Genomic DNA, 18,673 nt, shown 5'->3' on the forward strand with positions numbered 1-18,673 from the left:
TTTACTTGCGGGACGCCCGTGCGGGCACGATCAGGGTGAGGACGGCGGCGACGGCCAGGACGAGCAGGACGGCAGAGCCCGTCAGCGCGGTGCCGGAGCGGGCCGCGATGTCGATGGCCGTGTGACCGGTGGAGACGGTGGCGGCCGCGGCCGTCAGGATGCTCAGGGCCAGTGCGCTGCCGATCTGGTGCACGGTGTTGACCAGGCCCGAGCCGGCCCCCGCGTCCTCGGGTGCGACGCCGTCGACGCCGCTGGAGGTCACCGGGGCCAGCGTCAGGCCCTGGCCGGCGCCGATTATCACCATTGGCAGGGCCACTCCGGTCAGGTAGGGGGTGCGCAGGTCCAGGCGGCTCAGCCAGGCCATGCCCACGGTCGTCAGCACGACCCCCGCGGCGAGTACCCGGGGCCTGCCGAACCCCTCCAGCAGCCGGGGTACGCGGATCGCGAAGACGAAGTTGACCAGCGTCATCGGCAGGAAGGCCAGGCCGGCCTGCAGCGGTGTCCAGTGGTAGACGCTCTGCACGAACTGCGCGGTGAAGAAGAAGAACCCGATCATCGCGCCCATGTAGAGCATCCGGGTGACGTAGGCGCCGGACCGCTCGCGGCTCGCGAACAGCCGCAGCGGCACGATCGGCTGCGCGGCCCGCCGCTCCACCCCGACGAACAAGACCAGCGTCACCGCGCCCGCGGCGAGGGGCAGCAGGGTGACCGGTGCCGTCCAGCCGTCGTCGGCCGCGTCGACGATGCCCAGCACCAGCGCGGTCGATCCCATCGTCGCCAGCAGCGCCCCGGCCACGTCGAACCGGCCGCCGCGACGCTCGGTCTCGGGCAGGAACCGCACCGCCAGCACCATCATCACGATGCCGATGGGGACGTTCAGGAAGAACCCGGCCCGCCACGAGATCAGGTCCGCGACCAGACCCCCGACGACCAGCCCGAACGCCGCGCCGAGTCCGGCCACTGCGCTGTAGGCGGCCATGGCCCGGTTGCGGGCCTTGCCCTCCGCGAAACTGCGCGTGAGCAGGGAGAGCGCGGACGGAGCAAGAACGGCGGCGCCGACGCCCTGCAGCGCCCAGGCCGCGATCAGCCACCAGGCGCTCTGGGCGGCGCCCACCAGCAGCGAGGCCAGCGAGAAGACCACCAGCGAGTACAGGAAGACCTTGCGGTGGCCGAAAAGATCACCGGCGCGCGCTCCCAGGAGCAGCAGCCCGCCGAAGACCAGTACGTAGGCGTTGGTGATCCACGACAGGCCCGTCTCGGAGAAGCCCATGTCGGAGCGGATCTGCGGCAGCCCGGTGAACACGATCGAGTTGTCCAGGATGACCATGAAGTAACTGATGCAGATGATCGCCAGGATCAGCGTCGAATGGGCCGGGCCCCCGGAGGCACGCTGCGCCTGGTGGCGCGGGGCGGTGGTCCTGCCGCCGCTCGGCCCGCCCGGACGGATCGAGTCGGCGACCGGCCCGGCGGGGGCGTCGCCGGTGTCGTGGGTGGCTGCTGTGCGCACGGTCTTCCTCGCGTCGATCGGGAGTGCGGCCCGATCCCGGGCCGCCAGTCTGTGGCGTCTTCCAGGTAACGGCACCTCGAGGGGACAGTGGGAGTCACTGCTCTTCCAGGTACTGGCAGTACCTCGCAGGTCTCTCCAGGCCGACCTACCGTGGATGAGCCGGCACACCGAGCAGGCCGATCGAGAGGAGTCCGCCGTGCCCCTCTACTCAAGGTCGGGTCCGGCCCGGCGGCCGACGCGACAAGCCCGGTCAGAGCCGGGCCCCCGCTCCCGGACCGCTGTGCCAGCCAGCGTTCGGGCGACGTCCGAGATGAGCTTCCTGCGTGACGGCTCGCGCCGGGAGCTGTCCGCCACGGGCGCGACAGTCAAAGACATCAGGAAATGAGCATGACCGACCACACCAAGAAGGACGTGGCCGCCGAGGTGCGGGAGTTCCTCGGCACCCGGCGGGCCAGGATCACCCCCGAGCGGGCCGGGCTGCCGGTCTACGGCGGAAACCGCCGTGTCGCGGGGCTGCGGCGCGAAGAGGTCGCCCTGCTGGCAGGCATGAGTGTGGACTATTACGTCCGCCTGGAGCGCGGCAACCTCGCCGGTGCCTCGGACTCGGTCCTCGAAGCCCTCGCGCACGCCCTGCAGCTCAACGAGGCCGAACGCACCCACCTCTACGATCTGGCCCGCGCCGCCAGCCCGTCCGGCCGGCGGCCGGCGGTGACCTCCTCCCGCGTCCGGCCGACGATCCTGCGGCTGCTCGACTCGATGACCGGCGTGCCGGCGTTCGTCCGCAACGCCCGCTTCGACATCATGGCCGCCAACGCACTGGGCCGGGCGCTGTACGCGCCGCTGTTCGACTCACCGCTGTTCGCGCAGCGCGGGCCGGTCAACAGCGCCCGCTTCCTGTTCCTCGACCCCGCCAGCCAGGACTTCTGGGTCGACTGGGACAAGGGCGCCGACGATGCCGTCGCCTTCCTGCGCACCGAGACGGGCCGCGCGCCGCACGACAAGGCCCTCACCGACCTGATCGGCGAACTGACCACCCGCAGCAGCGACTTCGCCCGCAGGTGGGCACGGCACGACGTGAAGTTCCACCGCTCCGGACTGAAAAACCTCCACCACCCGCTCGTCGGCGATCTCGCCCTGCCCTACGAGGCGATGGAACTGCCCTCCGACCCCGGCCTGCGCCTCAACTTCTACACACCCGAGCCGGACTCACCGGAACAGCAGGCCCTGAACCTGCTCGCGAGCTGGACGACCACCGGCACGGTCGTGCCCTCCGGCAACGACTGACCCCCACACGGAAGAGGAGAACCACTCCATGCAGTACCGACCGCTGGGCCGTACCGGCGTCCAGGTCAGCCCCCTGTGCCTGGGCGCAATGATGTTCGGCCCCTGGGGCAACGAGGACGAGACCGACTCCATCCGGATCATCCACCGCGCCCTCGACGCGGGCATCAATTTCGTCGACACCGCAGACGTCTACTCCGCCGGCGTCTCGGAGGAGATCGTCGGCAAGGCGCTGAAGGGACGCCGCGAGGACGTCTTCCTCGCCACCAAGTTCTTCATGCCCATGGACCAGAACGACCCCAACCAGCGGGGCGGTTCGCGCCGCTGGATCATCCGCGCGGTCGAGAACTCCCTGCGGCGGCTCGGCACCGACCACATCGACCTCCACCAGGTCCACCGGCCCAGCCCCGACACAGACGTCTCGGAGACCCTCGGCGCCCTCACCGATCTCGTCCACCAGGGCAAGGTCCGCTACATCGGCTCCTCCTCCTACTCCGGCTCCCAGATCGTCGAAGCCCAGTGGACCTCGCGCGAGCGGAACCTGGAGCGCTTCGTCACCGAGCAGCCGCCCTACTCGATCCTCGTCCGCGGCATCGAAGAGGACGTGCTGCCGACCGTGCGCCGCCACGGCATGGGCACCCTCACCTACAGCCCACTCGCCGGCGGATGGCTCTCGGGCCGCTACCGCAAGAACGCCACCGAGGGACCGGCCTCGGCCGCCCGCCCCCAGGCCCGCTTCGACATGAACACCCCCGCCAACCAGCGCAAGCTCGACGCCGTCGAACAACTCGCCGTCCTGGCGGAGAAGGCCGGCCTCACCCTGATCGAACTCGCCGTCGCCTTCGTCATCAACCACCCCGGCGTCACCTCGGCGATCATCGGACCGCGCACCATGGAGCAGCTGGAGGCGTTCCTGCCCGCCGCCGACATCACCCTCTCCTCCGACGTCCTCGACGCCATCGACGAGATCGTCGCCCCGGGCGTCACGGTCAACCCGGTCGACAACAGCTACGGAGACTTCGAGCTGCGGGCCGACCAGCGACGCCGCTGAGCAGAACGAACGCCAGCCGCTCGGCCTGACCAAGCCCCTCCAAGGACGCGCTCTACGACTCATCCAGGCACTGATCACCACCGCCGAGGCCGAAGGACACACCTGCTCGGCCGGGCACACCGGCTACGCACCTCCGTCCCATCGCCGCCGCAGGGCAAATCCCCACTTCACCATCACCGCACAGGGCCAGCCCGTGGGGTTCCTCGTCCTCCAGGAACAGGACCGGACCGAGCACGTCGCCACCGAGAAGGAACTCGCCGAAGCCAAGAAGCACTCCTGGGTCAGAATCCCCCGCTTCGACTACACCCCGTCCGAACGCCTCCGCATCATCCTCAGCGGCGGCCAGCCACACCGGGCGAGCGAATGGGCCGACGCTCCCGGCCGCGCCCTCGAAGAGCAGCTCGCCGAGATCGCACAGGAGGTCACGCTTCGCGGCGAAGCCGCCGAGCGCAGACGCCAGGACGAGGCCGAAGCGGCACGCCAGAAGCGCATCCGCTGGGAAGCCGCCATGGAACAAGCCCGCATCCGGTACGCGGAGGCGTACCGCGTCAGGCACCTCGAAGCCCAGGAAGCGGCATGGCGTCACGCCACCCGACTGACCGAGTACGTGAGCGCGGTACGCACACGCGTTGAGGCCATGCCTCCCGGGCAGTCCAGAACCGAAGCCGAAGCCTGGATCAGCTGGGCAGCAGCCACCATGGACCGCCTCGACCCATTGAGCACACCGCCCCGGCTACCCGGCATTCCCAAGCCAAGAGCCGACGATCTGAAACCCTTCCTCGGGCACTGGAGCCCCTACGGCCCCACCTACTGAACGCCCGCACCGCACATCAGGCGCACACGCAACCGCAGTTCAGGAGCTCTGCGCGGCCAGTTCAAGATTCGCGGCACACCGACGTGGTGGGTTATCGAAAACACGTCGCATCATTTGGGTGGAGAAGCACCAGGTCAGACGGTGTTTCTCGGCCTTTCGCGAGGGTGGCCGGGGCCTTGGAGCGTCAAACGAGCGTCACGAGCAGGAAGCGACCGGCCCACTAGATGGGCTTCCAGAGCTGAATATGGCCGTGTACTCAGTCCCGGCGCTCCGTCGAGGCAGCTTCGGGTACTTGCCCCCTGCGGGGGACGATGCACAGTCGCCAGCACCTCGCTCGATCTTGGCGGTCCGCCCAAGGTGGGTCGAGTGGGCCCGAGATCGTCCAGCATGCGTTGAAGCAGTCTCGGGTCGCGTTACTGCGGGAGATTGTGGCGGCTGAAGGCCTTGTAGCACCGGCGATGCCGAGCACGCCGCCCCCGCGCCCGCCTCCGGCGCCGAGCCGTTTCGCCCTGTCGCTCTCAGCCTCCGGGAAGATCCCTGTTTCAGGTACAGCCCCGCGGACCGGGAAACATTGGCACGGCAACCCCCTCCACCCGCTCCTGGGCGCCGACCCCAAGCGCGCCGACGACGCTGGAGCGGGCGATGGAGACCGGTCCCAGCCGGTACGGCCCGGGCGGGTCGGTCGGCGAGGGAGGGAAGACCGGCCCGCCCGGGAGATCAGGGCTGCGAGTCGGCTACAGGCCCACGTCGCGGCTGCGGATGTCCTCCAGGGATTCCCTTCGTACGAGGAGGCGGGCGAAGCCGTCGCGCACGGCGGCCACCGGCGGGCGGCCGACCAGGTTGTAGCCGGAGGCCATGGACAGGTGGTAGGCGCCGGCCACGGGTACGGCGAGCAGGTCTCCGGGGCGGATGTCGGCGGGGAGATCCGCGTCGGCGGCCAGGACGTCCCCGGCCTCGCAGTGCCGGCCCACCACGGTCACCCGGGCCGGGACCGCGGCCCTGTGCCGGCCCACCAGTCGCGGCGCATATCGCACGCCGTACAGCGCGGGGCGCGGGTTGTCGCTCATGCCACCGTCGACGGCTACGAAGACGTGGTCGCCCGTGTGCTTCACGGACAGGACGCGGTACAGGGCGACCCCTGCCGGGCCCGCGACGGCCCGGCCCGGCTCGATGATCAGGCGGGGTACCGGAAGTCCTGCGGTGGCGCAGGCGTCGGCGACTTCCGCGCGGACCTTGCGGGCAAGTTCCGTCAAGTCCAACGCCTCCTCACCGGGGCGGTAGGCGATGCCGTGGCCGCCGCCGAGGTCGAGCTCGGGCAGGATCAGGCCGTGCTGCTCGTGCAGCCGGGCCATCAGCCCGACCATCCGGCGTACGGCCACCAGGTACGGCTTGACGCTGACGATCTGCGAACCCAAGTGACAGTGGAGCCCGGTGAGTTCGAGCTGCGGTTGGTCGAGAATGCGGGCGATGGCGTGCTGGGCATAGCCGTCGGAGATGGACAGGCCGAACTTCTGGTCGTCCGTACCGGTGCGGATCTTCTCGTGACCGCCCGCGCTGATCCCGGGCACCACCCGGACCATCACCTTCTGGTGGCCGTCCGGGCCGACGGCGGCGGCCAGCCGCGCGATCTCAGAGGGGCTGTCGATGACGATCCGGCCGACGCCCAGGCGCAGGGCGGTGTCCAGGTCGCGTGGGGACTTTGCGTTGCCGTGCAGCACGATCCGCTCGGACGGAAAGCCGGTCGCGACGGCGAGTTCGAGTTCGCCTGCCGAGCAGACGTCGAGGCCCAGGCCCTCCTCGTCCATCCAATGGGCCATGGCCCGGCACAGGAACGCCTTGGCGGCGTACAGGACTTCGGCGTCCGGGAAGGCGTCCCGGTAGGTACGGCAGCGGTCGCGGACCTCGGCCTCGTCCAGTACGTAGACGGGGGTGCCGAAGCGGTCGGCCAGTTCGGCGAGTGGTACGCCGCCGACGGTGAGGTGGCCGTGGGCGGACTCGGTGGTCGAGGCGGGCCACACCGACAGATCGGTGAACCTGCTGGTCGCGGTGGGTTCGTGCACCGTGGTCATGGTGGCTTTCCCTCTCAGGCGATCCTTGCGATCCGCAGCGCGGGAATCTCGTGGGCGACCGGCGTGGGGGCGGGGGCGGTGAACTGCGGGTCCACCGTGACGGCGGTGACGCCGAGCGGGGCGGTCAGGGCACGGAGGGCGGGCTCGGCGAGCCGGATCCACGCCTGATCGGGGCCGAGAGTGGCAGTCAGCCGGCACTCGGAGGTGAAGCCGACAGCGGTTAGCTCGCCGAGCGGGGTTCGGAAGAGCCGGGCGGCACATCCGCAAAGGCCCGGCCGGACCGGGACGTACAGGGGTCCGGCCGGGAAGCGATCGGAGGGCTCGGGGTCTTCGCCGTACAGGAGTTGTGCCATGGGGTGCCTCCCGAAGGGCAGGGAGCGAGGGATGCGGGATGCCCCGGACGCGGGGAGGCGGACCGGGGCTCGCCGTCGACGTTATGCCCGGTGTCCCCGGGTCCCGGGCATGCCCTGACGGGACGCTGACGACGATCGGGGCGACCTTGACGGGATGCTGACGCCGCAGGTCAGAGGGCACGGAAGAGGTCGTCAGAAGGGCGCCAAGAACTGACGTACGGACTGTTCGAAAGCCCCTGCGCCGAGGTGAGATGGGGGCGTTTCCCAGGAGAATCGCCGACCGCGAACCCTTCCGTCGGCGTGTGCAGAACGGTGAATGACATGTCCGAGTACCGTCCGCCCTCAGCCGAGCGCGTCGTGGTGGGAGTGAGCGGCTCGCTGGGCAGCCTCACCGCGCTGGGCCGGGCGGCCGAGGAGGCCCGGCGCCGTGGGGCCGAGCTGTGGCCGGTGCTGGCCTGGGAGCCGCCGGGTGGGGACCCGACGGCCCGCAGGTCCCCGGCCGCGACCGCGATGGTCCCGGAGTGGGAGCGGCCGGCGCGGGAGAGGCTCGTCGGGGCGCTGCGCGAGGTGTTCGGCGTCACGGGCACCGGTCTGCCCGGTCGGGCACTCGTCGCCCGGGGCGCCCCGGGACCGGTGCTCGTACGGATCGCAGACCGGGAGGACGACCTCCTGGTAGTCGGTGCCGGACGGCGGGGTCGGCTGCGCCGGGCGCTGTCGCCGTCGGTCGGCCGCTACTGCCTCTCCCGCGCAGCCTGTCCCGTCCTGGCGGTGCCGCCGTCGCCGCTGCAGGCCGCGCTGGCGGCCGTGCACCGTCGCAACATCTGGCGGCTGCGGCTGGACACCGAGGACATACGCAGGGAGTTCGAGACGGTGCCGCCAAGCGCCTGAGGTGTGCTCAGGTGGCGGCCGCCGCCGGTATGTCCGGCTGTCCTGGTCGGGGGCCCGCTGCCGTCGGCAGGGCGAGCACCATGGTGAGACCGCCGCCGGGCGTGTCCTCGGCATGCAGCGTGCCGCCGACGGCCTCGGTGAAGCCCCGGGCGACCGCGAGGCCGAGGCCGACTCCGACACCGCGGGGCGCATCGCCGTACCGCTGGAAGGGTTCGAAGATGCGGTCCTTGGCCTCGTCCGGGACGCCGGGACCGCGGTCCACGACCCGTACCTCTACCCGGTCGGCGAGGGCGCTCGCGGAGATCAGGACCCGCTCGTCCGGTGGGCTGTACTTGACGGCGTTCTCGACGACGTTGGCGACGGCCCGCTCCAGCAGCCCCCGGTCGACGTGGACCATGGGCAGGGTCTCGGGGATGTCCAGGTCCACGCACTCCTCCGGGTTGGGGACCCCGCCGAGTGCCATGGGCACGACCTCGTCGAGGTCGGTCTCGCGGATGATCGGGGTGACCGTGCCGGTCTGCAGGCGGGACATGTCGAGCAGGTTGCCGACCAGGTGGTCGAGACGGTCGGCGCCCTCCTCGATGGCCTCCAGCAGTGCCGCCTGGTCCTGTGCGGACCATTCGACGTCATCGGATCTGAGGGAGGTGACGGCGGCCTTGATGCCGGCGAGCGGGGTACGCAGGTCGTGGCTGACGGCGGCGAGCAGGGCCGTGCGGATGCGGTTGCCCTCGGCGAGTTCCTTGGCCCGGTCGGCCTCGCTCAGCAGGCGCTGGCGGTCCAGGACGACGGCGGCCTGTGCGGCGAACGCGGCGAGCACCCTACGGTCGGCGGCGGGCAGCACCCGGCCGCGCAGGGACAGGGCCATGTGGTCGCCGACCGGTACGTCGACATCGGCGTCCTCCGGGATCTCGGCCGGCCGGGGTCCCACGCTGCCGGCGCAGGTCCAGGGAGCGGTCTCGCCGGAGCGCTCCAGCAGGGCCACCGACTCCATGCCGAAGGTCTCGCGGACCCGTTCCAGCAGCGCCTCCAGAGTGGTCTCGCCGCGCAGAACGTTGCCCGCGAGGAAGGAGAGGATCTCGGACTCTGCACGCAGCCGGGATGCCTGGTGGGTGCGGCGGGCGGCCAGGTCCACGACCGAGGCCACGGACACCGCGACCCCGACGAAGATTGCGATGGCGACGATGTTCTTCGGGTCGGCGATCGTCAGGGTGTGGACGGGCGGGGTGAAGTACCAGTTGAGGAGGAGGGAGCCCACGACCGCCGAGGCCAGCGCCGGGAAGAGTCCGCCGAGCAGGGCCGCCGCCACCGTCAGGGTGAGGAACAGCAGCATGTCGTTGGCGAGGCCGACGTCAGGGGTGGCGCTGGTAAGCAGCCAAGTGAGCAAGGCTGGGCCGAGCACGCCCACAGCCCAGCCCCAGGTGACCCGCGAGCGTCCGAGGCGGGCGCCGCGCGCCACTGGCAGTCCGCGGCCCTTGCCCGCCTCGTCGTGGGTGATGAGGTGGACGTCGAGGTCGGGGCCGGAGTCCCGGGCGACGGTGGCGCCGACGCCGGGTCCGAAGACGTACTGCCAGCTGCGGCGGCGGGAGACGCCGAGGACGATCTGGGTGGCGTTGACGCCGCGCGCGAAGTCCAGCAGCGCGACGGGTATGTCGTCGCCGACGACGTGGTGGAAGGTGCCGCCGAGGTCCTCGACGAGGGTGCGCTGGTCGGCGAGTTCCTTCGGGGAGGCGGCGGTGAGGCCGTCGCTGCGGGAGATGTAGACGGCGAGGACTTCTCCGCCGGCGCCCTTCTCCGCCAGGCGGGCCGCACGCCGTATCAGGGTGCGCCCCTCGGGGCCGCCGGTCAGCCCGACCACGATCCGTTCGCGCGAACCCCAGATGGTCGAGACGCGGTGCTCACGGCGGTACTCGTTCAGATACTCGTCAACCCGGTCGGCCACCCAGAGCAGGGCCAGCTCCCGCAGCGCCGTCAGATTGCCGGGCCGGAAGTAGTTGGACAGGGCCGCGTCGACCTTGTCCGACTTGTAGATGTTGCCGTGCGCCATGCGGCGGCGCAGGGCCTGCGGGGACATGTCGACCAGTTCGATCTGGTCGGCGCGCCGTACGACTTCGTCCGGAACGGTCTCCTGCTGGCGGATGCCGGTGATCGACTCGACCACGTCGCCCAGTGACTCCAGGTGCTGGATGTTGACCGTGGAGATCACGTCGATCCCGGCGGCGAGCAGTTCCTCGATGTCCTGCCACCGCTTGGCGTTGCGGGAGCCGGGGATGTTGGTATGCGCCAGTTCGTCCACGAGGACGACGGCGGGGGCGCGCCGCAGTACGGCGTCGACGTCCATCTCGGTGAAGACGCCGCCCCGGTACTCGATCTCCTTGCGCGGCACCTGTTCCAGGCCGTGGAGCATCACCTCCGTGCGCGGCCGGTGGTGATGCTCGACGAAGGCCACGACACAGTCGGTGCCCCGCTCGATACGGCGGTGCGCCTCCGACAGCATCGCGTAGGTCTTGCCGACGCCGGGTGCCGCGCCGAGGTAGATCCGGAGCTTGCCGCGTGCCATGTCATCCTTCGAAGCGATAGCCCATGCCGGGCTCAGTGATCAGATAGCGGGGGTGGGAGGGGTCCGTCTCCAGTTTGCGGCGGAGCTGGGCCATGTAGACGCGCAGGTAGTTGGTCTTGTTGCTCTGCGAGACACCCCAGACCTCCTGCAACAACTGCTTCTGCGTGATGAGCCGACCGGGGTTGGTCACCAGGATCTCCAGCAGATGCCATTCGGTCGGCGTCAGCCGGACGTCCTTCCCGTCCCGGAGGACCTTCTTGGCGAGCAGGTCGATGGTGAAGTGCTCCGTCTCGACCAGAGTCGTCTCGGGGACGAGCGGGGTGTCCTCGGTACGGCGTACGGCGGCCCGCAGCCGAGCCAGCAGCTCGTCCATGCTGAACGGCTTGGTGACGTAGTCGTCGGCGCCGGCGTCGAGCGCGGCGACCTTCTCGTCGGACGCCTGGCGGGCGGACAGAACCATGATCGGCACGCGGGTCCAGCCACGCAGTGCCTTGATGATGTCGACGCCGTCCATGTCGGGCAGGCCCAGGTCGAGCAGGACGACATCGGGCCGGCGGGCCGCGGCGAGCCGGAGGGCCGTGGCACCGTCCGGGGCGGCGTCCACGCCGTAGTGGCGTGCCTGCAAGTTGATGACGAGGGCCCGTACGAGCTGCGGGTCGTCCTCCACCACGAGCACCCTGGTCATGGGTGTGTGCCTCTCCTGTCATGCGTCGGGCCGGTGGGCGCGGGAAGCGGGGCGGCCGACTTCACGGCTGCGGGAGCCGGCGGTCCGGGATGCCTCCCGGACCGCCGACTCCCGTATGGATCGCGTAAGGCCTTCACTTCTTCGCTGCGAGGTCCTTGAGCGCGATGTTGAGTTCCAGGACGTTCACCTGCGGCTCGCCGATGAAACCGAGGGTGCGCCCCTGGGTGTGGTCCTTGACCAGCTTCTCGACCTGGTCGACGGACAGCCCGTTCTTCACCGCAACCCGGTGGACCTGGAGTTCGGCGTACTCCGGGGAGATCGCCGGGTCCAGGCCGGAGCCGGACGAGGTGACGGCGTCGGCGGGGACGTCGGACGGCTTGACCGTGTAGCCGGGGACCGAGTTGTCCTTGACGACCGCGTCCTTGGCGGCGAGCACCTGGGCGCAGAGCGTCTTGTCCGCCGGCTGGTCCGGGCACTTGCCGTTCACCGCACCGCTGTCCGCGGACAGGTTGGTGGCGCCGGACAGGATCAGCTTGTACTGCGTGTTGACGCTGTTGGCGCCGAGGCCGTTGGCCGGCCGGCCCTGAAACCACTTCAGGTCCGGGTCCGGGGTCTGCTGCCCCTTCTTCAGCGGCAGGTTGTACGACTGCCCGATCAGGGACGAGCCGACGACCTTGCCGTCCGCCTTGATCTCCGAGCCGTTCGCCTTGTTGTTGAACAGGGCCTGGGCGATGCCGGTGACGACCAGCGGGTAGATGACGCCCGTCACCAGGGTCAGCACGAGGAGGGCACGCAGGCCCGCCACGAGCAACCGGGCGCTGTTGGTAACCGAGTTGTTCATGGCGATCAGCCGATTCCGGGGATGAGGGAGATGAGCAGGTCGATGATCTTGATGCCGATGAACGGCGCGATCAGTCCGCCGATGCCGTAGATCCCGAGGTTGCGGCGGAGCATCTTGTCGGCGCTCATGGGCCGGTACCGCACGCCCTTCAGGGAGAGCGGCACCAGGGCGATGATGATCAGCGCGTTGAAGACGACCGCGGACAGGATCGCGGAGTTGGGCGAGGACAGGTGCATGATGTTGAGCTTGTCCAGGCCCGGGTAGACCGCGGCGAACAGCGCCGGGATGATCGCGAAGTACTTCGCGACGTCGTTGGCGATGGAGAACGTGGTCAACGCGCCCCGGGTGATCAGGAGTTGCTTGCCGATCTCCACGATCTCGATGAGCTTGGTCGGGTTGGAGTCGAGGTCGACCATGTTGCCGGCCTCCTTGGCGGCCGACGTACCGGTGTTCATCGCCACGCCGACGTCCGCCTGCGCCAGCGCGGGCGCGTCGTTCGTGCCGTCACCGGTCATCGCGACCAGCTTGCCGCCCGCCTGCTCCCGCTTGATGAGGGCCATCTTGTCCTCGGGAGTCGCCTCCGCGAGGAAGTCGTCGACGCCCGCCTCCTCGGCGATCGCCTTCGCGGTCAGCGGGTTGTCACCCGTGATCATGACCGTCTTGATGCCCATGCGGCGCAGCTCCTCGAACCGCTCCCGCATGCCCTCCTTGACGACGTCCTTCAGGTAGATGACGCCGAGCACGCGGGCGCCCTTGTCGTCGTGCACGGCGACCAGCAGCGGGGTGCCACCCGCCTCGGAGATGCGGTTCGCGATCGCGTCCGCGTCCTTGGCGACCGTCCCGCCCTGCTCCTCGACCCAGGCGATGACCGAGGCGGTCGCGCCCTTGCGGACTCTACGGCCGTCGACGTCCACACCCGACATGCGGGTCTGGGCGGTGAACTCGATCCACTCAGCGCCCACCAGCTCGCCCTGGTGCCGCTCGCGCAGCCCGTACTTCTCCTTCGCCAGGACGGCGATGGAGCGGCCCTCGGGGGTCTCGTCGGCCAGCGAGGACAGCTGGGCCGCGTCGGCGACCTCGGCCTCGGTGGTGCCCTTCACCGGCACGAACTCGGCAGCCTGACGGTTGCCGAGGGTGATCGTGCCGGTCTTGTCCAGCAGCAGCGTGGAGACGTCACCGGCGGCCTCGACCGCACGCCCCGACATCGCCAGCACGTTGCGCTGGACGAGACGGTCCATGCCCGCGATGCCGATCGCGGAGAGCAGGGCGCCGATGGTGGTCGGGATCAGGCAGACCAGCAGAGCCACCAGCACGACCATGGTCAGGTGCGTGCCCGCGAACGTGGCGAACGGCGGCAGGGTGGCCACCGCCAGCAGGAAGACGATGGTCAGCGACGCCAGCAGGATGTTCAGCGCGATCTCGTTGGGCGTCTTCTGCCGGGCGGCACCCTCGACCAGGTTGATCATCCGGTCGATGAAGGTCTCACCGGGCTTCGTCGTGATCTTGATGACGATCCGGTCGGACAGCACCTTCGTACCGCCCGTCACGGCGCAACGGTCACCGCCGGACTCGCGGATGACCGGGGCCGACTCGCCGGTGATGGCCGACTCGTCCACCGAGGCGACACCCTCGACGACGTCACCGTCGCCGGGGATGATGTCACCGGCCTCGCAGACCACCAGGTCACCGATGGTCAGCGCGGTACCGGGAACCTCCTCCTCGGAGGTTCCGTCCGCGAGCAGCCGGCGCGCGACGGTGTCGGTCTTGGCCTTGCGCAGGGTGTCCGCCTGCGCCTTGCCCCGGCCCTCGGCGACCGCCTCCGCCAGGTTGGCGAAGATCACGGTCAGCCACAGCCACGCGCTGATGGTCCAGCCGAACCAGTCACTCGCGTGCTGGAACGAGAAGACCGTGGTCAGGATGGATCCGATCCACACCACGAACATCACGGGGGACTTGACCATCACCCGCGGGTCGAGCTTGCGGAACGCCTCCGGCAGGGACTTCAGAAGCTGTTTGGGGTCGAAGAGGCCCGCGCCGACACGGCCCTCGTCGGGCTTGTGCCCAGTGGGGACGTCGCTGTGCGGTGCCCGGGTGGGAGTGGCTGTGGACATCGAGTCCTCTTGCTTGTCTATGCCAGTGGTCATGACGCCAGCCCCTCGGCGAGCGGACCCAGCGCCAGGGCCGGGAAGTAGGTCAGACCGGTGATGATCAGGATCGCGCCGACCAGCAGGCCGGTGAACAGCGGCTTCTCGGTGCGCAGGGTGCCCGCCGTGACCGGTACCGGCGTCTGCTCGGCGAGCGAGCCGGCCAGGGCGAGCACGAAGATCATGGGCAGGAAGCGGCCGAGCAGCATCGCGAGTCCCGTCATGGTGTTGTACCAGTCGGTGTTCGCGTTCAGGCCGGCGAAGGCCGAGCCGTTGTTGTTCGACGCGGAGGTGAAGGCGTAGAGGACCTCGGAGAAGCCGTGCGCGCCGGAGTTGAGCATCGAGTGCGGCGGAGTCGGCAGCGCCATGGAGGCCGCGGTGAAGACCAGGACCAGGGCGGGGGTGATGAGGATGTAGCAGGCGGCGAGCTTCATCTCGCGGCCGCCGATCTTCTTGCCCAGGTACTCCGGCGTACGGCCGACCATCAGACCCGCGATGAACACCGCGATGACCGCCATGATCAGGATACCGTAGAGGCCGGAGCCGGTGCCGCCCGGCGCGATCTCGCCCAGCATCATGCTCAGCATGGTGACGCCGCCGCCGAGGCCGGTGAAGGAGGAGTGGAAGGAGTCCACCGCACCGGTCGAGGTCAGCGTGGTCGCCACCGCGAAGATCGACGAACCGCCGACGCCGAAGCGGACCTCCTTGCCCTCCATCGCACCGCCCGCCGCCTGGAGCGCCGCGCCGTGGTGGGCGAACTCGGTCCACATCATCAGCGCGGTGAAGCCCAGCCAGATGGTGAACATCGTGGCGAGGATCGCGTAGCCCTGCTTCACGTTGCCGACCATCACGCCAAAGGTGCGGGTCAGCGAGAACGGGATCACCAGGAGCAGGAAGATCTCGAACAGGTTCGTGAACGGCGTGGGGTTCTCGAAGGGGTGGGCAGAGTTGGCGTTGAAGTAGCCGCCACCGTTCGTGCCGAACTCCTTGATGGCCTCCTGCGAGGCGACCGCGCCGCCGTTCCACTGCTGCGAGCCGCCCATGAACTGACCGACCTCGTGGATGCTGGAGAAGTTCTGGATCGCACCGCACGCCACCAGCACGATCGCCGCGATCGCGGCACCCGGCACCAGGATCCGCAGCGTGCCGCGCACCAAGTCCGACCAGAAGTTGCCCAGTTCACCGGTGCGCGAGCGCGCGAAACCGCGGACGAGAGCGACCGCGACGGCGATACCCACCGCGGCGGACACGAAGTTCTGCACGGCCAGACCGGCGGTCTGCACGACGTGCCCCATGGTCTGCTCGCCGTAGTACGACTGCCAGTTCGTGTTCGTCACGAACGACACGGCCGTGTTGAACGACTGCGCCGGATTGACCGACGAGAAGCCCATCGACCCGGGCAGCACGCCCTGCAGCCGCTGCAGCAGGTACAGGAAGAGGACGCTGACGGCGGAGAAGGCCAGCACACCGCGCAGGTACGCGGGCCAGGTCATCTCGGCGTCGGGGTTGGCACCGATGGCCCGGTAGATCCACTTCTCCACCCGCAGGTGCTTCTTCGAGGAGTAGACCTTGGCCATGTAATTGCCAAGCGGGATGTAGGCGAGCGCCAGTGCCCCTATGAGGGCGAGCAGCTGGAGCAAGCCTGCGAGGACGGGACTCATGTCGTGTCTCAGAACCTCTCCGGGAAGATCAGGGCGAGGACGAGATAGCCCAGCAGGGCGACGGCCACGACCAGGCCGACGACGTTTTCGACGGTCACAGCTTCGTCACCCCCTTGGCGACAAGGGCCACCAGCGCGAAACCCGCGAGCACGGTGACGACGAAGGCCAGATCGGCCATCGCGAACTCCTGGAGTGAGGTTCGGTTGAATCGGACGATTAGAGGAAAGCGCCTCTCTGGCCGGTTCTGGTCGCCCGTTGACGACCCTCTTACGGCGGACCCGGAACCTTTGACGGCACTCTTACGGCTCCTGGCTCGTACCGGTAAGCAGGAGTCGGTGACAGTAGGTGGCTCAGCTCACGGCAGCCGGAAGCGAAGTCGGCAGATCACCGCGTCCGTCTCCCGCCGCACGGCGTGCGCGACGACCGCACCCCGCTGGTTCTGCAGCAGCCGCTGCCACAGCCGCTCCGGCTCGGTCTCCGGGATCAGCACGGTGACGCGGGTGCCGGGCTCGGCTGCGGCCAGCTCACGGACGTACGCGGCGATGGGACGGCCCAGACTGCGCCGGGCGCAGGACAGGCGCACCAGCTCCACCCCCGGATCCCACTCCGCCCCGGAACGCTCAAGCGCGTGCAGATGCGCCCGATCCTCCGGGTCGGGATAGCAGACGGTCACCGCGCGGACCTCGTCGCCGAGGGAGGCGGCCGCGGTCAGCGCCTCCGAAGTCAGCCGGGACAGCGAGGACACCGGCACGACCACCAGCGAACGGTCGCGGCGGGGCACCTCCGGGATCCGGCCGAGCCCGAGCCGCTCGCCGATCCGGCCGTAGGCGCGGTGCACGATCTCGAACGCGACCACCAGCAGCGGCAGCGCGACGACGATCAGCCACGCTCCCTCAGTGAACCTGCTCGCGGTGACCACGACCGCGGCGACCCCGGTGAGGACGGCCCCGAACCCGTTGAGCAGCGCCTTCCCGCGCCAGCCGACGCCCTTTTCGAGCCGCCAGTGCCGGACCATGCCCACCTGGGCGATCGTGAAGCCGACGAAGACACCGATGGCGAACATCGGCACCAGGGTGTTGGTGTCACCGCCGGAGAAGACCAGCAACGCGGCCGAGACCACGGCGAGCGCCAGGACACCGTGCCGGTGCACCTGACGGTCGGCCTTCAGCGCGAAGACATGCGGCGCGTAGTTGTCGCGGGCGAGCAGCTTCAGCAGCACGGGCAGCCCTCCGAAGGAGGTGTTCGCGGACAGCGCCAGCAGGATCATCGTCGCGAACTGGATGACGTAGAAGGCCCAGTTGTGGCCGAGCGCGGCGTCCGCGAGCTGGGCGAGGACCGTGACACCCTCGACCGGCTGGAGGTGGAAGCGGCCGATCAGCACCGACAGGCCGATCAGCATCAGGCCCAGTACGGCCGAGTTCGCGCGCGAACGCGACACCGCGCGCGTGCGGGTCGCGTTCTATCACCACGACCTGGTGGTCAGTGGTGCGCAAGCGGGCCAGCACCCGGGTGCCGATCTTCCCCAGGCCGACGAGGACGATGTGGCCGCTGGTGTCCTCGTCCGGCGGATGGCTCGCGGAGGCGGCGCGGAAGGCTTCGGTGGCGTTCAGCGTGGCGGCCACGACGAGCGGCAGCACGGCCAGGCCGACGAAACCTGCGACGAGCTGGAGGATGCGGCGGGCGACCGACTCGTTGGTGGCCGGGTCGCCCATCGTGAAGATGTCCAGCATCGGCAGGTACAGGTTCTTCCACCACGGGTGCTCGTCCGCGAACAGCGCCGTGGCGGCGGCCAGGGCCAGCACCATCGCCCCGAGCGCGCCGAAGACAGCGGTGAGCTCTCGGGAGAGGAACACCTTCCACGGCAGGTGCGCCAACCGGGCCCGCAGCCAGGCCCCGGTGCGACCGCGCCGACTGCGGCGGGCCGGTTCGGGCCCGTGATGATGGGTGACCTCCTCCAGCATCAAGCGGCCGTGCGTGAACTGGCGGTGATACGCGGTCCGGGTGTCCGGCAGCAGCTGGGTGCCCTCCTCGCCGGGCGTCTCCGGGCTGTCCTGGCTCGCCGGGTCGTCCTGGTGGGCGCCGGACAGTACGGCGAGCGTGGCCGGGTCGGTGGTGTGCGACGGGGTGCCGGCCGGGCGGACGACACCGCGGAAGACCTTGTCCTCGACCTGGAGGGTGTGGCCGTGGCCGACGGCGGCTGCCGCCACGAGTTCGGGTACGGCGGTGTCGGCGTCCGACAGCACGGTGGTGGAGGTGTCCTGCGCCGCCTCAGGAGACAGACCGGCGGCCCGGTCCAGCAACCGCTCCAGGTGCCGACCTCGCTCACGGTGGAACATCCGCACCACCAACCGCACGGACGGGTTCAGGGTGCGGGCCAGCAGGGCGGCGGTCATGTTGACCTGGTCGTCGCGGCAGGTGAGGGCGAGCGCGGCGGCCCGCTCCACCCCGGCGGCCCGCAGGGTCCGCTCGTCCGGGCGCGCGGAGACGAGCAATTCGACCGGCGAGCGCGGGTCCTCGTGCAGCGCGGAGATCTGGGCGCCGTACTCGTCGTCCCGGGACGGCACCACCACGGTGACGACCTCGCCGCACACCGCGTCCAGTTCGAGCGCGAGCCGGTGCGCGAGTCCGTCGTCACCGAAGATCACCATATGCTGGGAGCGCTGGCCAAGTTCCGTGCGGAGATGGAGAGTTGACGTCACACCGGAAAGGAACGGCGGGAGACCCGGCGCCGTTCCGCCGGGCGGCCGGTCCGGCGTCAGGATCGCGTCAGGGAATCCGCCGCGCGCCCGGTTTCATCGCCTCCGTGCTGTTTCCGCGGTGTC

The 18,673-nt window shown here is 69.9% G+C and carries 13 protein-coding genes and 2 pseudogenes; 4 read left to right on the plus strand and 11 right to left on the minus strand.

From position 1 onward, the window contains the following. Position 1: 1 nt before the first annotated feature. Positions 2 to 1,507, minus strand: a complete 1,506-nt coding sequence (locus ACFYMM_RS09535; RefSeq protein WP_388385239.1) for an MFS transporter — start codon at positions 1,505 to 1,507, stop codon at positions 2 to 4. Between the two features lie 387 nt (positions 1,508 to 1,894). Here ACFYMM_RS09535 and ACFYMM_RS09540 point away from each other — a divergent pair, with 387 nt between their 5' ends. From ACFYMM_RS09540 to ACFYMM_RS09550, 3 genes are all read left to right on the plus strand, one after another. After that, positions 1,895 to 2,791, plus strand: a complete 897-nt coding sequence (locus tag ACFYMM_RS09540) for a helix-turn-helix transcriptional regulator (RefSeq protein ID WP_388385240.1) — start codon at positions 1,895 to 1,897, stop codon at positions 2,789 to 2,791. Positions 2,792 to 2,819: 28 nt separating this feature from the next. Beyond that, positions 2,820 to 3,839, plus strand: a complete 1,020-nt coding sequence (locus tag ACFYMM_RS09545) for an aldo/keto reductase (protein ID WP_388385241.1) — start codon at positions 2,820 to 2,822, stop codon at positions 3,837 to 3,839. 193 nt (positions 3,840 to 4,032) lie between these two features. Next, positions 4,033 to 4,653 carry a hypothetical protein gene (locus ACFYMM_RS09550; protein ID WP_388385242.1) on the plus strand — a complete coding sequence of 207 codons (621 nt, stop codon included), beginning with the start codon at positions 4,033 to 4,035 and terminating at the stop codon, positions 4,651 to 4,653. 734 nt (positions 4,654 to 5,387) lie between these two features. On the opposite strand, the gene lysA is transcribed toward ACFYMM_RS09550, so the two are convergent. Together lysA and ACFYMM_RS09560 are read right to left on the minus strand one after the other, a co-directional pair. Further along, positions 5,388 to 6,722, minus strand: coding sequence for a diaminopimelate decarboxylase (gene lysA, locus ACFYMM_RS09555; protein WP_388385243.1), 1,335 nt, complete (start codon positions 6,720 to 6,722; stop codon positions 5,388 to 5,390). Positions 6,723 to 6,736: 14 nt separating this feature from the next. Further along, positions 6,737 to 7,075, minus strand: a complete 339-nt coding sequence (locus ACFYMM_RS09560) for an SAV_915 family protein (protein WP_388385244.1) — start codon at positions 7,073 to 7,075, stop codon at positions 6,737 to 6,739. A gap of 321 nt (positions 7,076 to 7,396) precedes the next feature. On the opposite strand from ACFYMM_RS09560, the gene ACFYMM_RS09565 reads away from it, so the two are divergent. After that, positions 7,397 to 7,963, plus strand: coding sequence for a universal stress protein (locus ACFYMM_RS09565; protein ID WP_388385245.1), 567 nt, complete (start codon positions 7,397 to 7,399; stop codon positions 7,961 to 7,963). Positions 7,964 to 7,970: 7 nt separating this feature from the next. Here ACFYMM_RS09565 and ACFYMM_RS09570 read toward each other — a convergent pair whose 3' ends face one another. From ACFYMM_RS09570 to ACFYMM_RS09605, 8 genes and pseudogenes are all read right to left on the minus strand, one after another. Then, positions 7,971 to 10,520: a DUF4118 domain-containing protein gene (locus tag ACFYMM_RS09570; RefSeq protein ID WP_388385246.1), complete on the minus strand. Its 2,550-nt coding sequence runs from the start codon at positions 10,518 to 10,520 to the stop codon at positions 7,971 to 7,973. A gap of 1 nt (position 10,521) precedes the next feature. After that, positions 10,522 to 11,205 carry a response regulator gene (locus tag ACFYMM_RS09575; RefSeq protein WP_388385247.1) on the minus strand — a complete coding sequence of 228 codons (684 nt, stop codon included), beginning with the start codon at positions 11,203 to 11,205 and terminating at the stop codon, positions 10,522 to 10,524. Positions 11,206 to 11,338: 133 nt separating this feature from the next. Beyond that, a complete protein-coding gene (locus ACFYMM_RS09580) occupies positions 11,339 to 12,046 on the minus strand; it encodes a potassium-transporting ATPase subunit C (RefSeq protein ID WP_388385248.1) in 708 nt (235 codons plus the stop codon). A gap of 5 nt (positions 12,047 to 12,051) precedes the next feature. Continuing rightward, complete coding sequence (gene kdpB, locus ACFYMM_RS09585) at positions 12,052 to 14,190, minus strand: potassium-transporting ATPase subunit KdpB (protein ID WP_388385249.1); 2,139 nt, start codon at positions 14,188 to 14,190, stop codon at positions 12,052 to 12,054. Then, a complete protein-coding gene (kdpA, locus tag ACFYMM_RS09590; protein WP_388385250.1) occupies positions 14,187 to 15,851 on the minus strand; it encodes a potassium-transporting ATPase subunit KdpA in 1,665 nt (554 codons plus the stop codon). The genes kdpB and kdpA overlap by 4 nt, the downstream gene beginning before the upstream one ends. 8 nt (positions 15,852 to 15,859) lie before the next feature. Beyond that, entirely contained in the window at positions 15,860 to 15,949 is a 90-nt protein-coding gene (gene kdpF / locus ACFYMM_RS09595; RefSeq protein WP_037770757.1) for a K(+)-transporting ATPase subunit F, read from the minus strand. Positions 15,950 to 16,206: 257 nt separating this feature from the next. Further along, positions 16,207 to 17,274, minus strand: a pseudogene (locus tag ACFYMM_RS09600) (amino acid permease); the annotation flags it as partial. Between the two features lie 886 nt (positions 17,275 to 18,160). Next, positions 18,161 to 18,499 (minus strand): annotated as a pseudogene (locus tag ACFYMM_RS09605) (NAD-binding protein); the annotation flags it as partial. Positions 18,500 to 18,673: the final 174 nt, after the last annotated feature.

It is taken from the genome of Streptomyces sp. NPDC006739 (assembly GCF_042869815.1).
Lineage (GTDB): Bacteria > Actinomycetota > Actinomycetes > Streptomycetales > Streptomycetaceae > Streptomyces.